The organism is Actinomadura chokoriensis (assembly GCF_039529475.1).
GTDB lineage: Bacteria > Actinomycetota > Actinomycetes > Streptosporangiales > Streptosporangiaceae > Spirillospora > Spirillospora bangladeshensis.
The window spans coordinates 294,524-313,321 of record NZ_BAAAMW010000009.1; the positions used below are offsets into that span (position 1 = coordinate 294,524).

The 18,798-nt window shown below is 74.2% G+C and carries 16 protein-coding genes; 8 read left to right on the forward strand and 8 right to left on the reverse strand.

Annotated features, from left to right (window positions below; all coding sequences use genetic code 11):
• Positions 1 to 11: 11 nt before the first annotated feature.
• The 6 genes from ABFX46_RS21680 to ABFX46_RS21705 form a co-directional block, all read right to left on the reverse strand.
• Positions 12 to 1,733 carry a sensor histidine kinase gene (locus ABFX46_RS21680; RefSeq protein ID WP_346044623.1) on the reverse strand — a complete coding sequence of 574 codons (1,722 nt, stop codon included), beginning with the start codon at positions 1,731 to 1,733 and terminating at the stop codon, positions 12 to 14.
• Positions 1,734 to 1,768: 35 nt separating this feature from the next.
• Complete coding sequence (locus ABFX46_RS21685; protein WP_346044625.1) at positions 1,769 to 3,079, reverse strand: glycosyltransferase family 4 protein; 1,311 nt, start codon at positions 3,077 to 3,079, stop codon at positions 1,769 to 1,771.
• A 140-nt stretch (positions 3,080 to 3,219) separates the two neighbouring features.
• On the reverse strand, positions 3,220 to 4,404 hold the full coding sequence (locus ABFX46_RS21690) for a L,D-transpeptidase (RefSeq protein ID WP_346044627.1): 1,185 nt from the start codon (positions 4,402 to 4,404) through the stop codon (positions 3,220 to 3,222).
• A 200-nt stretch (positions 4,405 to 4,604) separates the two neighbouring features.
• A complete protein-coding gene (locus tag ABFX46_RS21695; RefSeq protein ID WP_346044629.1) occupies positions 4,605 to 5,774 on the reverse strand; it encodes a L,D-transpeptidase in 1,170 nt (389 codons plus the stop codon).
• Positions 5,775 to 5,881: 107 nt separating this feature from the next.
• The gene (locus ABFX46_RS21700) at positions 5,882 to 6,610 is read right to left on the reverse strand and encodes a VC0807 family protein (protein ID WP_346044630.1); all 729 of its coding nucleotides are present in this window, start codon (positions 6,608 to 6,610) and stop codon (positions 5,882 to 5,884) included.
• A gap of 318 nt (positions 6,611 to 6,928) precedes the next feature.
• Positions 6,929 to 7,855 carry a LysR family transcriptional regulator gene (locus ABFX46_RS21705; RefSeq protein ID WP_346044631.1) on the reverse strand — a complete coding sequence of 309 codons (927 nt, stop codon included), beginning with the start codon at positions 7,853 to 7,855 and terminating at the stop codon, positions 6,929 to 6,931.
• Positions 7,856 to 7,996: 141 nt separating this feature from the next.
• Here ABFX46_RS21705 and ABFX46_RS21710 point away from each other — a divergent pair, with 141 nt between their 5' ends.
• From ABFX46_RS21710 to ABFX46_RS21720, 3 genes are all read left to right on the forward strand, one after another.
• On the forward strand, positions 7,997 to 9,334 hold the full coding sequence (locus ABFX46_RS21710; protein WP_346044633.1) for a pyridoxal phosphate-dependent aminotransferase: 1,338 nt from the start codon (positions 7,997 to 7,999) through the stop codon (positions 9,332 to 9,334).
• Between the two features lie 306 nt (positions 9,335 to 9,640).
• Positions 9,641 to 10,213, forward strand: a complete 573-nt coding sequence (locus ABFX46_RS21715) for a hypothetical protein (protein WP_131943002.1) — start codon at positions 9,641 to 9,643, stop codon at positions 10,211 to 10,213.
• Positions 10,214 to 10,420: 207 nt separating this feature from the next.
• Positions 10,421 to 10,978, forward strand: a complete 558-nt coding sequence (locus ABFX46_RS21720) for a CGNR zinc finger domain-containing protein (protein ID WP_163064263.1) — start codon at positions 10,421 to 10,423, stop codon at positions 10,976 to 10,978.
• Positions 10,979 to 10,997: 19 nt separating this feature from the next.
• On the opposite strand, the gene folP is transcribed toward ABFX46_RS21720, so the two are convergent.
• Positions 10,998 to 11,840: a dihydropteroate synthase gene (gene folP, locus ABFX46_RS21725; protein ID WP_346044635.1), complete on the reverse strand. Its 843-nt coding sequence runs from the start codon at positions 11,838 to 11,840 to the stop codon at positions 10,998 to 11,000.
• 177 nt (positions 11,841 to 12,017) lie between these two features.
• Between folP and ABFX46_RS21730 the strand changes: the two genes are divergently transcribed.
• The 5 genes from ABFX46_RS21730 to ABFX46_RS21750 all read left to right on the forward strand — a co-directional run bounded on the left by ABFX46_RS21730 (position 12,018) and on the right by ABFX46_RS21750 (position 17,571).
• Entirely contained in the window at positions 12,018 to 13,052 is a 1,035-nt protein-coding gene (locus ABFX46_RS21730) for a GDP-mannose 4,6-dehydratase (RefSeq protein WP_346044652.1), read from the forward strand.
• A gap of 32 nt (positions 13,053 to 13,084) precedes the next feature.
• Positions 13,085 to 13,348 carry a ubiquitin carboxyl-terminal hydrolase 14 gene (locus tag ABFX46_RS21735; RefSeq protein ID WP_346044636.1) on the forward strand — a complete coding sequence of 88 codons (264 nt, stop codon included), beginning with the start codon at positions 13,085 to 13,087 and terminating at the stop codon, positions 13,346 to 13,348.
• Positions 13,348 to 14,946, forward strand: coding sequence for an MFS transporter (locus ABFX46_RS21740; RefSeq protein WP_346044637.1), 1,599 nt, complete (start codon positions 13,348 to 13,350; stop codon positions 14,944 to 14,946). The genes ABFX46_RS21735 and ABFX46_RS21740 overlap by 1 nt, the downstream gene beginning before the upstream one ends.
• Positions 14,947 to 15,023: 77 nt before the next feature.
• A complete protein-coding gene (locus tag ABFX46_RS21745) occupies positions 15,024 to 15,896 on the forward strand; it encodes a LysR family transcriptional regulator (protein ID WP_346044639.1) in 873 nt (290 codons plus the stop codon).
• Positions 15,897 to 15,978: 82 nt separating this feature from the next.
• Positions 15,979 to 17,571 carry a Na+/H+ antiporter gene (locus tag ABFX46_RS21750; protein WP_346044640.1) on the forward strand — a complete coding sequence of 531 codons (1,593 nt, stop codon included), beginning with the start codon at positions 15,979 to 15,981 and terminating at the stop codon, positions 17,569 to 17,571.
• A gap of 43 nt (positions 17,572 to 17,614) precedes the next feature.
• Here the strand turns inward: ABFX46_RS21750 and ABFX46_RS21755 are convergent, their stop codons facing one another.
• Entirely contained in the window at positions 17,615 to 18,529 is a 915-nt protein-coding gene (locus ABFX46_RS21755; RefSeq protein ID WP_163053474.1) for an AsnC family transcriptional regulator, read from the reverse strand.
• Positions 18,530 to 18,798: the final 269 nt, after the last annotated feature.

The window sequence follows — 18,798 nt, forward strand, 5'->3', positions numbered from 1 at the left end:
CCAGGGGCCGGCTAGGCGTCCTTGAGCGGGACGCGCCACACCAGGATCGTGCCGCCGTCCGGGCGGGCCCGGGTGCCGAAGGAGCCGCCGAGGCCCTCGGCGCGCTCGCGCATGTTCCGCAGGCCGCTGCGGCGGCCGCCCTCGGGGATGCCGACGCCGTCGTCCTCGACCCGGAGCGTGAGGTCGTCGTCGCCGACGTCGATGACGACGGCGGCCTCGCCGGCGCGGGCGTGCCGCGCCACGTTCGACAGCGCCTCCTGGACGACCGCGAGGAGCTGCTCGCCGGCCGCGTCGTCGACCGCGGTGTCCAGCAGCCCGGCGAGCCGCACCGACGGCGCGAACCCGAGCCGCTCGGCGGCGGCGTCGACCAGCGCGTGCACGCGGCTGCGCAGCGACTCCTCGTCCGGCGGCGCCTGCAGGGCGAAGATCGTGGAGCGGATCTGCCGGATGGTGTCGTCCAGGTCGTCCACCGCCCGCTGCACCCGCGTCGCGACCTCCCGCTTCTGGGTGATCTTGATGGCGGCCATCAGCGTCATCGCGGTCGCGAACAGCCGCTGGATGACGGTGTCGTGCAGGTCCTTGGCGATGCGGTCGCGGTCCTCCAGCAGGGCCAGCCGCTCGGTGTCGCGGCGCCGGTCGGCCAGCTCCAGCGCCACCGCCGCCTGCCCCGCGAACGCCTCCAGCAGGCGCCGCGTCCCGTCGGAGAACAGCGCGCCGCCCGGCGGGTTGATCACGGTGATGGTGCCGCGCGCGGACGGGCCGGTGCCGAGCGGCACCACCAGCAGCGGCCCGACCGGCACGCCCGCCGGCGCGCCGGCCTCCGCCACCGCCGCCGCGCCGTCGGCCAGCCGCAGCGCCGCCCCCTCGGCGAACACCTTCCCCGACACCGACCGGTCCAGCTCGAGCCGCCTGCCCCGCAGGTGGTGGGCGCCCTCGCCGTCCGCGGCCTCCAGCACGGCCGCGCGGCCCGTCTCGTCCACCAGCGTGACGCCGCTCACCCGCGCGTCGGCGATCTCCCTGGCCCGGCGGGCGACGAGGTCGATGACGTCGTGGGTGTCGGTGCCCGACAGCAGCGCGGTGGAGATCTCGGCGGACGCCTCCAGCCACCGCTCCCGGCGCCGCGTCTCCTCGTACAGCCGGGCGTTCTCGATCGCGACGCCGGCGGCCGTGGCCAGCGCGGTCACCACGACCTCGTCCTCCTCCTCGAAGGGGCCGCCGCCGGCCTTCTCGGTGAGGTAGAGGTTGCCGAACACCTCGTCCCGCACCCGGACCGGCACCCCCAGGAACGTCCGCATCGGCGGATGGTTCGCCGGGAAGCCGGACGAGGCGGGGTGCTCGGCGAGGTCCGCCAGCCGCAGCGCGTGCGGCTCCCGGATCAGCAGGCCGAGGATGCCCTCGCCGTGCGGCCAGTGCCCGATCGACGCGATCTCCTCGTCGCCCACCCCCGTCGTGACGAACCGGACGAGCCGCTCGCCCTCCTCCCCGATCACGCCGAGGGCGCCGTAGCGGGCGTCGACGAGGGTGGTGGCGGCCTCGACGATGCGCCGCAGCACCGTCGACAGATCCAGCTCGCCGCCGATGGAGACGACCGCCTCCAGCAGCGCGTGCACGCGGTCGCGCGTCGACCGGGCCGTCTCCAGCCGGGACTGCAACTCGGCCAGCAGATCGTCCAGCTTCAGCTCCGGCAGGACGAGCCGGGCGCGCTCGGCGCCGGAGCGGGGCTCCTCACTCACACCGCCAGTATTGCGTGCCCTCCCGGAGGGCCGAATCAGGGTCGCCGCGGCGGTCCGGCCAGGTCGGCCCGCGTGCCGGCGAGGACCGACGCGATGAGGCTCGACCAGCGGGGCCCGATGTGGGCGATGTCATGCCGGCGCACCGACCGCAGCGCCCGCTCGCCGAGCCGGTCGCGCAGGCCGGGGTCCTCGATCAGCTTGCGGAGCGCCGCGGTGAGCGCGTCGACGTCGCCGGCCGGGACGAGCAGGCCGTCCTCGCCGGGGGTGATCAGCTCGGCGGGGCCGTGCGGGCAGTCGAACGCCACGACCGGCAGGCCCATGCCCATCGCCTCGATGACGACCATCGGCATGCCCTCCCGGCGCGAGGAGAGGACGTAGAGCGAGGCGCGCCGCATCTCGGCCGGCAGGTCGGGTGTCCGGGCGCGCAGCTCGGCCCGGCCGGTGAGGCCGAGGTCGGCGATCATCGCGCGGAGCCGGTCCCGGCGCACCCCGGAGCCGAAGATGCGCAGGGTCCAGCCGGGGTGCTCGGCGGCGATCGGCGCGTAGGCGCGCAGGAGCAGGTCGAAGCCCTTGGTGCGGACGAGCCGCCCGGCCGCGAGCACGACCCTGTGCTCGCGGCGGGACGGTGGCCCGGGAAGCGGCGGCGCCGCGTTCGGGATCCGGGCGATGCGGACGCCGGAGCCGGCCAGCGCCCGCGCGTAGTCGGCGCGGGCGGCCTCGGTGAGCACGGCGAGGGCGGTGAGCCGCCGGTAGGCGCGGACGACCTCCCGGCGGAGCGCGGGCCGGTAGGAGCCGAGGTCCATGTGGTCCTGCCCGATCGTCGCGACGCCGCGCGGGCCGAGCTCGGCGGCCAGCAGGACGAGGGAGGGCCGGGTCCCGATGAGCACGTCCGCCGGTGCGCCGTAGAGGGCGCGGAGGAGGCGGACGTCCGTCCACAGGGTCATGTGCCGGAACGACGCGTCGTCGACCGGGGTCAGGAGGCTCGGCAGCCGGGTGAGGAGGCGGGCCGCCCGGTTCGGGCGGGCGAGGCCGTCGTCGGCGTAGGTCACCGCGACCCCGGCGGGCACCGGGAAGAACGGCCTGCGGCTCCGCCTCAGCACGCTGACGATCTCGACGTCGTGGTCGCGGGCCAGGTGCCCGCACAGGTTGAGCACCGTGCGGATCGTGCCGCCCGTCCCGTGCGCGTTCTGCAGCAGGACGCGGACGCGCGGACGGCCGCCGGGCGGCGGGACGAGGCGCCGCCACCGCAGCGGGCGCAGCGTCAAGAGCGCCGCGCGGCGCAGGACCCGGTGGGCCCCGCGCCGGACGCGGCGGCGGAGTCGCAGTGGTCGCGCGGACTCGTTCACCGGGCCCCCGATCGTCGCCGGCCGTGTCCCGGCTCCTTCCCGATCGCGGGCCCGCCGAACTCCCGCCCGGCACCGGTGCCCCGGGCGCCGGTCCCCGGTGTCAGTTCCCGGTGTCAGTTCCCGGCGTCAGTTCCCGGGCGTCACGCGGTGGAGACGGTGCGGTCGAGGGCGCTGCCCTTGACCCACCGCTTCCACGACATCTCGTAGTAGCTCCACCCGTTGTTCCAGTCCAGGCCGCGCTTGCTGCCGGTGATGACCACCGGGTCGCCGCGGTAGGAGAAGTTGTAGAACCACTGGGCGTCCTTGGGCGGGGAGTTGACGCAGCCGTGGCTGACGTTCTGGCGGCCCTGCGCCCAGATGGTCGAGGCCATCGAGTGGACGTACTCGCCGCTGTTGGAGATCCGCACCGCGAACGGGATGACCTCCTTGTAGCCGCCGTTCGCCTTGTCCTTCGGATCGACGCCCATCCACTCCGACGTCATGATCGCCGGATTCTCCTTGCCCATGGTCAGGTGGATGCCGCTGGTGGTGAGGAAGGTGTCGACGCCGTTGACCACGCGCCCACCGCGGCCCGCGCTGATGGGCCAGCTGCGGACCGTCTTGCCGTTCTTCTTGACGACGGCCTTCTTGCTCTTGGTGCTGATGTGGGTGATGTGCGAGTCGCCGATGCGGAACGTGCGCTTGAAGTCGGCCATGCCGTACGTCCGCTTGCCCGACTTCACCCCGGCCAGCTTCGCCCGCAGCATGACCTTCTGGTTGGGCTGCCAGTACTGGCCGTTCTTCGTGCGGAAGACGACCGTGGTGTCGTTCATCCAGTACCACGCCCCGACGTTGGGCTTGGTGGACTTGACCTCCAGCGCCTGCTCCACGGCCTTCTTGTCGGCGACCGCGCGGTTGAACACCACCTGGATCGGCATGCCGACGCCGACCTTCTCGTTGCTGCTCGGCGTGACGTCGGCGATCTCCAGCCGGCTCGCGGCCTTCAGCGTCGCGAACGCGGCGTTGACCGTGGTCGACTTGCCCTCGGGGCTCTTGGCGACCGCGGTGACCTGGTACTTGGCGCCCGGACGCAGCGTGCGCGACTTCCACTTCGTCTTGTCGGCGGCCATCTCGCCGGCCACCGGCTTGCCCTTGAGGAGCACGGTGACCTGCTCGAGCGTGCCGCCCGCGGCCGTGACGACGACGCCGTCCTCGGGCGCGGCCTTGGTGTTGCCGTTACCCGGGTTGATCGTCACCTCCGGGACGCCCGCGTCGGCCTTCTCCCCGACGGTCACGCCGGAGTCCTTCTCGCCGCCCCCGCTGCAGGCGGTCGTGAGGAGGAGCACGACCCCCGCCATCCCCGCGCCAGCCCGGACCCCTGCGGAAACCCTCCGCTGCACCACGACCTCCCGAAACCCCGCCGTCTATCCCAGAGACATTAGCGACAAAATCCGTCGATCATGCCATGACCCGGGGTTTTGGCCGGGGTCCGAGATCAAAGCGTTGCACGGGCGGCGCCGCGGGCTCGGCGCCGCCCGCGGGCCGCCTAGCGGAGGGCGCTGCCCTGGCTCCACTTGGCGAAGGACATCTGCCAGAAGCTCCAGCCGTTGTCCCACTCGACCTCGCGGTCGGACCCGGTCAGCTTGATGACGTCGCCGCGCTGCATGGTGTCGTAGAACCACTTCGCGTTGGACGGGCTGACGTTGATGCAGCCGTGGCTGACGTTCGCCGATCCCTGCGAGCCGACCGACCACGGCGCCGAGTGGACGTACTCGCCGCTGTTGGAGAAGCGGACCGCGTAGTTGACGACCGTCTTGTAGTAGCCGGGGTCGCCCTCCTTGCGGCCCGGCGAGACCATCGTGACGGGGTTGCCCTTCTCCATCAGCAGGTGGACGCCGCTGGTGGTGGTGTACTCCCGGGTCTGCCCGTTGCCGGCGCTGAACGGGATCGTCCGCAGCTTCTCGCCGTCCCGCGTGACGGTCATCCTGTGCTCGCCGAGGTCGCCGGTCGTGACCTGCGCGGCGCCGATGCTGATCGCCGCCTGGGCGTCCTTGGCCCCGTACACGCCGCCGCCCGCGTTCACCCCCGCCAGGGAGGCGTGGAAGCGGACGGTCTGGTGCGGCTGCCAGTACGTCTTCGTCCGGTAGACGGCCTGGTCCGGCGCGACCCACCGCCAGGCGCCCTCGACGGGCTTCTCGGGGGTGACGCGCAGCGTCCGCTCCACGGCGGCCTTGTCGGTGACCGGGCGGTCGAACCTGACGAAGATCGGCATGCCGACGCCGACCTTCTCCCCCTTCACGTTCGGGGTCACGTCGACGATCGACAGCGTCTTGGCCGGCTTGAGCGTGGTGAACGCGCTGGTCACCGTCCGGACCTTGCCGTCGTCGCGGGCCTGCGCGGTGACGGTGTAGGACGTCCCGGGCGTCAGCGTGCGGGTGGAGCGCCACGTCCGGTGGCCGTCGCCGAACGCCCCGGTGATGGTGGCGCCCTCGCCCTGGACGGTCACGTTCTGCAGCCTGCCGTCCGAGGTCTTCACCTCGATGGTGCCGTCCGGCTTGACCTGGGCGGTCCCGTCCGCGGGGGTGATCGTCACCTCGGTGTCCGACCCGCCCGAGGCCAGCTTGCCCTCGCCGCCGGCGCCGCAGCCGGTCACGAGCATCGCCACCGCGCCCGTACCGCCGGCCAGCACGATCCCCGCACGACCCTTGATCGCCACAAATCCCCCAAACCCGTCGAATTCACCCCGTGTACGGTGAATCTACCTACACATGGAGACGCCCCGAACCTCGGGGAAGTTCGGGGCGTCCGGCGGGGACCCGCTGCTCAGACCGCCGTCCCGGCGGCGGGCTCGCGGTTGATGTGGCGCACGACGCGCTTGAACCCCCAGACCGAGACGGCGATGCCGATCCCGCCCAGCCCGGCGACGATGCCGGTGCGGAACCACAGGTACATGCCGATCGACTCGTTGAAGAGCATCCAGAGGCTGACGCCGACGTTGGCCAGCAGCACCCCCGACCACAGCAGCGAGATCTTCAGGAAGAACCGGTGCACCCGGTCGTGCTTGTAGAAGGCGTCGGGGATCGGCGCCATGTCCTTGGCCAGCTTCATGGCCAGCGGCTTGCCGAGCGGCACCGAGGCGAGGAACGCCAGGCTCACGCACAGCGTGCCGAGCGTCGGCTGCAGGAAGTAGATGACCGCGCTGTGGGTGGCCGCCGCCAGGCCCGCGCGGACGGTCACCCCGACCGCCGCCAGCAGCAGCAGCCCCGACACCGGCCGCTTGCTCGCGTACCGGTAGATGATGCCGCCGTAGACCCAGGCGACGGCGGCGACCAGCGCGCCGTTCAAGCCGAGGAGCACCAGCGCGGTGTAGAACACCGCCACCGGGGCGATCACGCCCTCCACGAAGCGCGGGAGCGCGTGCAGGAGCAGCGCGGTCACCCGCGGCAGCTCGAACACGTGGTGCCCGCCGGCCAGGCCCTGGCCGTCCTTCTCTTCGGGCGCCCGGCTGAGGCCGCCCTGCGCCTCGGGCGCGATCGCCGTCGTTCGTTCCATCGAGTACTGTGCTCCCCGATCGGTGTGCATGAACTCGGATGTGCTCACGATTCGCCCCACCGTACGTGATGATCCGCAGGCGTCCGTCCGTTTTCGACTGATTCGCTCTGCGCGGCCGGTTCCCTCGTTAGTTCGGTTCCGGGGGCCGCCGGGTGCGGGCCGCGGCCGGATGCGGCCACGATCGAACCACTGCCTCCGGCGTTCCTTCCGACTCTAGGTGCCCCTCGCCCCGGGCCTTATCCGGGGCCGGTCCTCATTTGGCGAACGCCCCGCAGACCCTTGAACCGCGGCGGCGGGGACCCGCTCCGCGCCGTGCCGTCAGTCCCCCGGCGGGACGGGCTGGGCGTCCCGCGCGGCGGCGTAGATGGCGCGCAGCGTCACCGCCACCGACGGCCTGCGGACGCTCGCGGAGCGGGTGACGGCGTACACCTCGCGGGCGAGCGTGCACTCGGGGATCCGCCGGACCGCCACGCCCCGGTCGCCGGCGGCGAGCGCCAGCGCGGGCACCGCGGTGATGCCGATGCCGCGCGCCACCAGGCTGAGGATCGTGTGCAGCCCCTCGAACTCCCACGGCACGGGGCGGGCGCCGCCGACGGTGTCCAGCAGCCGCTCGACGGCCTGCCGGGACGGCTCGCCGGGCGGCGCGGCCATCCACGGCTCGTCCCGGAGCCGCTCCAGGTCGACCGGCCGGTCCGGGTCCGACATCGGATGCGACTCGGGCACGACCAGGACGAGCGGGTCGCGGCGCAGGTGGAAGAACTCCAGCGCGGCGGGCGCCTGGTCGGGGACCTTGCCCGTCCAGTCGTCGATCAGCGCGATGTCGACCTCGCCGCTCTGCACCTGGCGGATCCCGGTGCCGGGCGCGGTCTGCCGCAGCACGAACGTGAGCCCGGGGTGCTCGCCCAGGCTGCGCGCCAGCGCGGGGGCGAAGGCGACGGCGGCGGTCGGGAACGCGGTCACCACGACCCGCCCCGAGGGCGCGTCGGCCTGCGCCGACAGCTCCGCCTCCGCCGTCTCGACCAGGCCGAGGATCTCCTCGGCGCGCTCGGCGAGGCGGCGCCCGGCGTCGGTCAGCTCCGCGCTGCGGGCGGTGCGGTCCAGCAGCGGGACGTGGGCCTCGCGTTCCAGCGCGGCGAGCTGCTGGGAGACCGCCGACGGGGTGTAGCCGAGGGCGGCCGCGGTCGCCGCGATGCTGCCGCGGCGGGCGAATTCGGCGAGCAACCGCAGCCGGCGCAGTTCGAGCATCAGAACATCTTACGGTAACCATCGATGAGACTCGCTTGTAATGATGCTTGCAGCGGGCAAGAGTGAAGCGAACCCGGCCGGGTCGCACACGGGGATTCGACGGTCACCCACCGTTATCTCGCCATGCCCTTTGGAGCATTGATGCCTGCCCAGAATGAGTCCGCATCCGTCCGGCCGCTGTCGTTCGCGCCGCGCCCGGTTCCCCTGTCGGCGACCCTCGCGGTCAACGAGGCGATCGCCCGCAAGCGCCGGGAGGGCGAGCGCGTGCTGCCCCTCGGCTTCGGGGAGGCCGGGATCCCGATCCATCCCGCGCTGACCCGCGAACTGGAGTCGGCCGCCGGCCGCGGCGCCTACGGCCCGGTCGCCGGATCGGCCGCGCTGCGCGCCGCCACCGCCGGCTACTGGGCGCGGCGCGGGCTGCCCACCGACCCGTCCGCGGTGGTGGCCGGGCCCGGCAGCAAGCCGCTGCTGTTCGCGCTGATGACCTCCCTCGGCGGCGACGTCGTGGTGGCGGCGCCGAGCTGGGTGAGCTACGCGGCGCAGGCGTCGCTGGCGGGCGCGGTGCCGATCCGGGTGGCGACCCCGCCGGGCGAGGGCGGCGTGCCGAGCCCGGCGCTGCTGGCCGACGCCGTGGTGCGGGCCCGCGCCCGGGGCCGCGTCGTCCGGACGGTCGTGGTGACGCTGCCCGACAACCCGACGGGGACGCTGGCGTCGGAGGAGACGGTCCGGAGGCTGTGCGCGGTCGCGCGCGAGCACGACCTGGTGATCATCTCCGACGAGATCTACCGGGACCTGGTGCACGAGCCGGGCCGGACGGTGCCGAGCCCGGCCCGGTACGCGCCGGAGCGGACCGTGGTGACGACCGCGCTGAGCAAGAGCCTCGCCGCGGGCGGCTGGCGGCTCGGCGTCGCGCGGCTGCCGGACGGGCCGTTCGGCCGCGCGCTGCGCGACAGCCTGCTCGGGGTGGCGAGCGAGATCTGGTCGAGCGCCCCCGCGCCGATGCAGCACGCCGCCGCCTACGCCTTCGCCGAGCCGCCGGAGCTGGTCGAGCACGTCGACCGCAGCCGGCGGCTGCACGCCGCGGTCACCGGCGCGGTCGCCGACCGGTTCGCCGCCGCGGGCGCGCGGGTCCGGCGGCCGGAGGCGGCCTTCTACGTCTACCCCGACTTCGGGCCGCTGCGGGACGTGCTGCACGAGCACCACGGCGTCCGCACGGCCGCCGACCTCACCGGCCTGCTGCTGGAGCGGTACGGGATCGGCGTCCTGCCCGGCAGCTCGTTCGGGGACGTGCCGTCGGCGCTGCGCATGCGGGTGGCGCCGAGCCTGCTCTACGGGGAGGACGACGAGCAGCGCCGCGCCGCCCTGGCCTCCCCGGCGCCCGCGGCGCTGCCGTGGATCGCCGACGCCCTGGACCGGCTGAGCGAGGCCCTCGCGGACCTGGCCGTGAGCGTCACCGCGAGTGAACCGGCCCTCGCGTAACCGTCCCGCGGTCCCGTCCGCGGACGCCGCGGGCCGCCCTTGCGGAGGGCGGTCCGCGGCCCGCTGCGTGAAGGGCCGGGCGCGCTACGTGACCTCGCCCGGAAGCGGCCGGGATCGGCCGCGGGGAGGTTCTCCGCCCGGTCCGACCGGCGCTGATAAGCGTGGTGTAAGGTCCAACGACGCACGGGGCGAACGTCACCAAACGACCAGCGGCAGGGCCATGCGCGCCCGGTCCGTCCCGCCCGTGCCGAAGCCAGGACGAGCGCGAAGTCACGCGAGTGATGAAAGAAGGCGAGGGGGCCCGTCATGAGGCATGCACGGGACGGGGCTGCCGCGGCGATGAGCGCCGCCTCCAGGATTCTGGTCGCGCGGGGCAAGAACGAGCCGCAGGAGATGGAGAACCCCGACGTCGCGTGGGGCCAGCGGGCCCGTGACGGGGTGTGGGTGCCGACCAGGGACGGGCAGCGCATCCACCTCGGCATCGACTTCACCGCCGCCGACACGGTCGCGCAGGTGCTGCGCCCCAGCCTGCGGGTGTTCGTCGGCGTGGACGTCGACACCGACATCGTCGCGCAGACGACGGCCGGCGGGGTGCGGCTGCTCACGGTGATCCACGGCCCGGACGCCCCCTCGGAGTTCCGGTTCACCGTGTCGCTCGCCGACGGCCTGGTGCTGGAGTCGATGCCGTCCGGCGGCTACGACGTCGTCCACCTGCGCTACGGCGCCACCGTGGGCCGGCTCTACAACCCCTGGGCGAGCGACTCGATGTTCCGCCAGGTCAAAGCCGACTACACGCTGGACGGGACGGCCGTCACGATGCGCGTCCAGCACACCGACGCCTACTACCCGGTCGTCGCCGACCCGCACTACGAGCGCTGACTCCGCACGGCGGCGGGGGCGCCGGGGGCGCGGCCTCCGGTGGAACGTTCCGGCCGGATCGGGCCACCGGACGCGCCGACGCGTCCCGCCGGGGCGTGCCCCGGCGGGCGGCGCCCTCGTCATAGGGTGGGGGCCACGGGCCGCGTTCCGGCCCCGGCGACGGAGCCGGGAGCACGACCGCCCCGGTCCCCCGAGACTGGAGTCATCGTGATCTTCACTCATGACACCGAGCACGCCCTCGCCGTCGTCGTCGACCTGATCAACACCGGCGCGGCCACGTCCGGCGCCGAGGAGCTCGGCGGGCTGGACGGCCTGCGCGCGTTCGTCGACCGCAACGCCTTCAGCGACGTCGGCGCGCTCACCGAGGCCGACCTGCTCCGGGTGCTGGACCTGCGGGCCCGGTTCCACGAGGTGTTCCGGGCCGGCGACGTGCCGTCCGCCGTCCGCCGGATCAACGCGATCGTCGGCGAGGTCCGCACCACCCCGCACCTGACCGACCACGACGGCTACGACTGGCACGTGCACTTCTTCGCGCCGGGCGCGCCGCTCGGGGAGCACCTGGCCGCCGACTGCGGGATGGCGCTGGCCTACGTGGTCGCTGCGGGCGAGCTGGACCGGCTGCGCACCTGCGAGGCGCCGGACTGCGCGCGCGTCCTGGTCGACCTGTCCCGCAACCGCTGCCGCCGCTACTGCGACAGCCGCACCTGCGGCAACCGCATGCACGTCGCCGCCTACCGCGCCCGCCAGCGCGAGGCCGCCCACTAGGAGGCGGCGCCCCCGCCCGTCACGGGTCAGCCACGGCGGCGACCGCGTCCAGGGCGCGGCGGGCGGCGGCCGCGTCGTGGACGCGGAAGACGCGGGCGCCGAGCAGCGCGGACACGCCGAGCACGGCCATGGTGCCGACGCCGCGCTTGTCGACGGGGCGGCCGAGCGCCTCGCCGATGAAGTCCTTGTTGGACACCGCGACCAGTACCGGCCATCCGGTGGCGGTCAGCTCGCCGAGCCGGCGGGTGATCTCCAGCGACTGGCGGGTGTTCTTGCCGAAGTCGTGGGCGGGGTCGATGAGGATCGCCTCGCGCCGCACCCCGAGCGCGGCGGCCCGCTCGGCCTCGCCGGTGATGTGGGCGACGACGTCCGCGACGACGTCGCCGTAGCCGATCCGGTGCGGCCGGGTGCGCGGGTCGAGGGGCCCGGCGTGCGCGCAGACCAGCCCGATGCCGTGCGCGGCGGCGACCTCGGCCAGGCGCGGGTCGGGCCCGCCCCAGGTGTCGTTCAGCAGGTCGGCGCCGGCGGCGGCGACCGCCTCGCCCACCTCGGCGCGCCAGGTGTCGACGCTGATCACGACGCGGGGGTGCCGCTCGCGGACGGCGGCGACGAGGTCCACCACCCGGCGCAGCTCCTCGGCGACGCCGACCTCCTCGCCGGGGCCCGCCTTCACCCCGCCGATGTCGACGATGTCGGCGCCGGCCGCGACGGCCCGGTCGACGGCCTCCAGGGCGGCGCCGAAGCCGAAGGTGGCGCCCCTGTCGTAGAAGGAGTCGGGCGTGCGGTTCACCACCGCCATGATCGCGCGTGGGCCGATGTCGCGGCCGTTCAGCCGCAGCGGCGGCGCGTCCGGAGAGCTCATGATGGCTCTCACCGTGGCACAGCGGCGCCGCGGCGGGCGAACCAGAAGTGAATTCGGTTCAAACGGAGCCCTCCCTCGTCATCGCCGCGTCGTGGTCGGTAATCTCATATTTCACGCTCACCCCGGGTTCACCCGCGGTGGGCCCCGCATCGACCTATTTCAGCCATGGAGGATCCGCTGTCCAGGCGAGCACTCATCACCGGCATCACCGGACAGGACGGCTCGTATCTGGCCGAGCATCTGCTTGAGCTGGGATACGAGGTCTGGGGCCTGGTGCGGGGGCAGGCGAACCCGCACGTGTCGCGGCTGCGCAAGCACATCGGCGATGTGCAGATCACCACCGGCGACCTGCTGGATCAGGGCAGCCTGATCTCGGCGGTGGAGCGGGTGCAGCCCGACGAGGTCTACAACCTGGGCGCGATCTCCTACGTCCCCATGTCCTGGCAGCAGGCCGAGCTCACCGCCGAGGTCACCGGCATGGGCGTGCTGCGGATGCTGGAGGCGATCCGCGTGGTGTCGGGCATCAGCCCGTCCCGGACGCCGGACCGCGAGCAGATCCGCTTCTACCAGGCGTCGTCGTCGGAGATGTTCGGGATGGTCCGGGAGACGCCGCAGAACGAGCGGACCCCGTTCCACCCCCGCAGCCCGTACGGGGTCGCCAAGAGCTACGGGCACTACATCACGCAGAACTACCGCGAGTCCTACGGGATGTTCGCGGTCAGCGGGATCCTGTTCAACCACGAGTCGCCGCGCCGCGGCGCCGAGTTCGTCACGCGGAAGGTGTCGCTGGGCGCGGCGCGCATCAAGCTGGGCCTGGCCCGGGAGCTGCGCCTCGGCAACCTGGACGCGCGGCGCGACTGGGGCTACGCCGGCGACTACGCCCGGGCGATGCGGCTGATGCTCGCGCAGGACTCCCCCGAGGACTTCGTCATCGGAACGGGCCAAACGCAGTCGGTGCGGGAGCTGGTGGAGTTCGCGTTCCGCACGGCGGGCCTGAACTGGGAGGACCACGTCGTCCTGGACGCCAAGTACACCCGCCCGGCCGAGGTCGACCTGCTGTGCGCCGACCCGAAGAAGGCCCGCGAGCAGCTCGGCTGGGAGCCGGAGATCACGTTCGAGGGCCTGGTGACGATGATGGTCGAGTCGGACCTGCGGCTGCTGTCGGAGTCGGCCCGCCCCGAGGACGAGCCGTTCAGCCCCGACCATTGGTGATCCCCTGACCGTCCGCGTGGCACCATGCACATATGGGCATTTGTGAGCACGTGCAATCCCTTCCGGCGACCGATCCGGCACCCGGCACCCCGCAGGGATGCCAGGAGTGCCTGGAGGAGGGGACGCGGTGGGTGCACCTGCGGCTGTGCCTCGGCTGCGGGCATGTGGGCTGCTGCGACTCCTCCCCCATGCGGCACGCCAGCGCGCATTTCCACAAGGAGGGGCATCCGATCGTCCGGTCGTTCGAACCGGGTGAGGACTGGCGCTGGTGCTTCGTCGATGAACTGATCGTCTGATGCCGGACGTCCCGCTGCGAAGCGGGCCGGGGCGCTGGATCCTGCTCGCGACCGTGCTCGGGTCGGGCGTGGCGCTGCTCGACTCCACGGTCGTGAACGTGGCGCTGCCCGCCCTCGGGCGGGACCTCGGCGCCGACATGTCCGGCCTGCAGTGGACGATCAACGCCTACACGCTGACGCTCGCCGGGTTCATCCTGCTCGGCGGGTCGCTCGGCGACCGGTTCGGGCGCCGCCGGGTGTTCCTCATCGGCGTCGTGTGGTTCGCCGCGGCGTCCGTGCTGTGCGGGATCGCGCTGAACATCGAGATGCTGATCGTGTCGCGGGCGCTGCAGGGTGTCGGCGGGGCGCTGCTCACGCCGGGATCGCTGGCGATCATCCAGTCGTCGTTCGCCCCCGACGACCGGCCCCGCGCGGTCGGCGCCTGGTCGGGCCTCGGCGGCGTCGCGGCGGCGATCGGCCCGTTCGCGGGCGGCTGGCTGGTGGAGGCGGCCGGATGGCGGTGGGTGTTCCTGCTGAACGTGCCGCTGGCCGCCCTGGTGGTGCTGGTGTCGCTCCGGCACGTCCCGGAGAGCGCCGACCCGGACGCCCGCGGGCGGTTCGACGTGCTCGGCGCGGCGCTGGCGGCGCTGGCCCTGGCCGGGACGACGTACGCGCTCACCGAGGCGCCCGGCGGCAACGCCGCGCCGCCGGTGATCGGCGCCGCGGCCGTGCTGGGCCTGGCGGCCGCCGCCGCGTTCGTGCTGGTCGAGCGGATGCGCGGCAAGGGAAGGCGCCTGCCGGGCGTGCGGCGCGGGCGCGCGGGCACCGGTGCGGCGCCGCAGCCGATGCTGCCGCTCGGCGTGTTCTCCTCGCGGCAGTTCTCCGCCGTCAACGTCGTCACGTTCCTGATGTACGGCGGGATGGGCGTGCTGTTCTTCCTGTTCGTGCTGAACCTCCAGGTGGTGGGCGGGTTCTCGCCGGTGGCGGCCGGGGCCGCGCTGCTGCCGGTGACCGTGCTGATGCTGCTGCTGTCCGCGCGGGCGGGCGCGCTCGCGCAGAAGATCGGGCCGCGGCTGCCGATGACCGCGGGCCTGCTGGTGGCGGCCGGCGGGATGCTGCTCGTCGGCCGGATCGGGCGGGACGCCTCCTACGTGCGGGAGGTGCTGCCCGCCGTGGTGGTGTTCGGGCTCGGCCTGTCGGCGGTGGTCGCGCCGCTCACCGCGACCGTCCTCGCCACCGCCGACGCCCGGCACGCGGGCGTGGCCAGCGGCATCAACAACGCGGTGGCGCGGGCCGCCGGGCTGCTGGCGGTCGCGGCGATCCCGCCGCTGGCCGGGCTGACCGGCGACGCCTTCGAGGACGCGGCGGCCTTCTCCGGCGGGTACTGGACGGCGATGGCGGCGTCCGCCGCGCTCCTCGTCGGCGGGGCCGTGCTGACCTTCGCCACCGTCCGCGGCGACGCGCTGCGCACCCCGTCCGGGGCGGCGGTCCGGCCGGAGTGCCGGAGCCACTGCGCCGTCGGGGCGCCGCCGCTGCAGCCGGAGCCGGACACCGTCGCGTCCGCCGCCGGCCCGGCGCCCGGGCCGGCGCCCGGACCGGCGCCGGGACCGCGCCCCTGACCGGTCCGGGGCCGAATCCTCGGGCCGATTCCGGCTATGTCCAGGACCGGAGCGGTTCGGTGGCATACGGTCGGCACATGAATCTGCGGCAGCTGCGCTATGTCGTGGCGACCGCCGACCACGGCACGATGACGTCGGCGGCCCAGGCTCTCTACGTGGCTCAGCCCGCGCTGTCGCGGGCGGTGCGCGAGCTGGAACGCGAACTCGGCGTCGAGCTGTTCGCCCGGTCGGGCCGCGGCGTCGTCCTCACCCCGGTCGGCGAGCAGGTCGTCCGGCAGGCCCGCGTCGCGCTGGACGCCGTCGAGGCGATCGAGGGGCTGTCGGTCGCCCGCGCGAACGGGCGCGGCGCGGAGCTGCGCATCGCGGTCACCGCGTCGCTGGAGCCGGAGCTGACCGGGCGGCTCGTCCCCCGCTTCGCCCGCCACCAGCCCACCGCCCGGGTCCGGGTGGTCCGCTGCGAGGACCGCGACCAGGTCGCGGCGGCGCTGCGCGCGGGCCGCGCCGACCTCGCGCTCACCGACCTGCCCGTCCCCGGCGACATGGCCGCGCACCCCTTCGAGCAGCGCGAGGTGGTGCTGGTCTCGCCGCCCGCGCTGCGGGTCCGCGAGCCGGTGCCGCCCGCCGCGCTGGACGGCATGCGGCTCGTCCTGCCGTCCCGCGGCACCGCCCTGCGCGCCGAGATCGACGCCGTGCTGCGCCGCGTCGGCGCGACCCCGGTCGCCGCGGTGGAGTCCGACGAGCGGGGCGCGTGGCTCGGCTGGGTCCGCGCCGGGATGGGCTCCCTGCTGTGGTACCGCAACCAGATCGAGGACACCGAGGGCGTGGCGGTCCGCTCGTTCCTGCCGCCGATCACCCGCATGATCGGGCTCGTGCACGCGCACCGCCGGCTGCCGCCCGCCGCCCGCGACTTCCTGGCCTTCGCCAAGGAGACCGGGCGCGACGCGCACTGACCGGGGGGAGAACGGGGCGGCGTCCCCCGCGACGGCTCGGCCGGACCGGCCGCCACGTGCCCGCCATGTCATGATCTGGCGAGTGGAGACGACGCACGCACTCTGGCTGCTGGCCGTACCGGTGGGGGCCCTGATGGTGGCCGCGGGCGCGCGGCGCATCGGGTTGCCGTCGCCGCTGATCCTGGTGATCGCGGGGCTGGGCTTCTCGTACGTCCCGGGGATCCCCGAGTTCGAGCTGAACCCCGAGTTCGTCCTGTTCGTGTTCCTGCCACCGCTGCTGTTCGCGGCGGCCTGGCAGAGCTCGTTCGCCAACATGCGCGAGAACGCCTGGTCGATCGGCCTGCTGTCGGTGGGGCTGGTGCTGTTCACCACGTTCGCCGTGGGCTACACGGCCCACATGCTCGTCCCCGGGCTGCCGCTGCCGGCGGCGTTCGTGCTCGGCGCGATCGTGGCGCCGCCGGACGCGGTCGCGGCGGTGAGCGTCGCCCAGCGGCTCGGGCTGCCGCGCCGGACGGTGACGGTGCTGGTCGGGGAGAGCCTGTTCAACGACGCGACGGCGCTGACGGCGTTCCGGGTGGCGCTCATGGCGGCGACGGGCGCCGGGTTCACGCTGGCCGAGGGGGTCGGGCGGTTCGCGTTCGCCGCCGCCGCGGGCGCGGCCGTCGGGCTGCTGCTCGGCCCGCCGCTGCACTGGCTGCGGACCCGGCTGCACGACCCGCTGGTGGAGAACGGCGTCGCGCTCGTCGCGCCGTTCGCGGCCTACCTGATCGCCGAGTCGGTGCACGCCTCCGGGGTGATCGCGGTGGTGGTCAGCGGGCTGTACCTCGGGCACCGGGCCACCGAGTCGGCGGCGGTGACCCGGCTGATCGGCCACTCGTTCTGGAAGGTCATGGTCTTCCTGCTGGAGTCGGTGGTCTTCCTGCTGATCGGGCTGCAGGTGCGCCCGGTGCTGCACGGCCTGTCGGAGCGGAGCTGGCAGCAGCTGGCCTGGTGGGCGGTCGCGGTCTTCGCGGTGACCGTGGCGGCGCGGTTCGTGTGGGTGTTCCCCGCCTCGCGGATCCCCCGGCTGCTGTCCAGGCGGGAGCGGGCGCGGGAGGACCAGGGGTGGCGCGGGCTGACGGTGGTGTCGTGGGCGGGGATGCGCGGGGTCGTGTCGCTGGCCGCCGCGTTCGCGATCCCGTTCACCGCGTCCGGCGAGCCGTTCCCGGGCCGCGACCTGATCCTGTTCCTGACGTTCACGACCGTCCTCGGGACGCTGCTCGTGCAGGGCCTGACGTTCCCGGCGCTGATCCGCCTGCTGCGCATCGGCGGGGGGCGGGAGCGCTACACCGACACCGTCGCGGAGGCGGGGGCGCAGCACGCGGCGGCGCGGGCGGCGCTGGAGCGGCTGGAGGAGCTGAACGCCGCGGAGAGCCTGGACGAGTCGGTGGTCGAGCGGCTCCGCCAGCTCGCCGAGCACCGGCAGCTGCGCGCCTGGGAGCGGCTCGGCGGCGGGACGGGCCCGGCGGGCGAGGAGGTGCCGACCGCGACGTACCGGCGGCTGCGGCGGGAGATGCTGGCGGCCGAGCGGCAGGTGTTCGTCCGGCTGCGGGACGAGCGCCGCATCGACGACGAGGTCCTCACCCGCGTCATGCACGAGCTGGACCTGGAGGAGGTCGCGCTCGACCGCGACTAGGCGCCCCGGCCACGGGTTCGCCGCGGCCGGGGCTCGGGTCGGGTCAGGACGACCCGTTGAGGCGCTGCTCGGGCAGCTCGACGGCGTAGGACTCCTTCACCACGTCCAGGTGGTGCCAGGACTCCCGCACCGTCGCGCCGGGCACGGACCTTATGGCGTCGAGCACGGCCACCAGCTCGGCGCGGGAGGCCGCCTCGGCCTGCCCGACGATGTCGTAGCGGCCGAACCCGGTCGCCAGGTAGCGGACGCCGTCCTGGGCGGCCACCGCCTCCGCGACCTTGCGCAGCCCGCCGGTCACCACCAGGCCGAACCCGCCGAGCTCGGCGGCGCCGAGGGCGAGCGGGTCGGCCAGCCCGGTGACCTGGATGACGCCGGTGCGCATCAGCCTGACCACCCGGGCGCGGGTGGCGGCCTGCGACAGGCCGATGACCTGCGCGAGCCGGGTGTAGGGGGCGCGCCCGTCCCGCTGCAGCTCGTGCAGCAGCCGCCAGTCGATGTCGTCGAGGCTGACCTCGCCGAGCTCGCGCACCACCGCGTGCTTGTCGCGCACGGTGGACACCGACCGGAACACCTCCGCCGCGCGCACGCCCGGGATGGACCGGATCGCGTCCACCTCGGCCGCGAGCGCGGCGTCGTCGCGGGTGCGCACCTGCGCGACCAGGTCGTACGGACCGGCGATCAGCGCGGTGAAGCTGACGGCGGGCCGCTCGGCGACGGCCGCGGCCGCCTCCCGGGCGGAGCCGTCCACGGTGAGCGAGACGTGCCCGATCGCCTCCGCGCCCACGACGGCGGCGTGCACGATGCCGACGACGCGGACGACCTGGGTTTCGAGAAGGTGCTGCACCCGTGCCCGCACGGCCGTGCGGGAAAGCCCGACGCGATCGGCCAGCGCCTGGAACGTCGCCCTGCCATCCCGCTGGAGCTCGCGGACGAGCACGGCGTCGACCGCATCCAGCACGGCTCTCCTCCTCGACGTGTCATGAATCGGTTTGTCGGCAACTGCAAGATCATTCCATTTCAGGACGGTTAGACGTCAAATATTGATCTTGCTCGTGTTCGCCATGCCCGGCGGCCGTCGAAGCGTCGGCGGCCGGTGCGGCGCGGCGACGTTTCGGGCGCCGCGAAAACCGCTGCGGCAGCGCAAACGCCGCCGGTCCCGGTGCGGCGGGCATGGCGGGCGCCCGCCGGGGGGGCGGGCGCGGCGGGTGGCGCCGGCGCCCGCGCCGG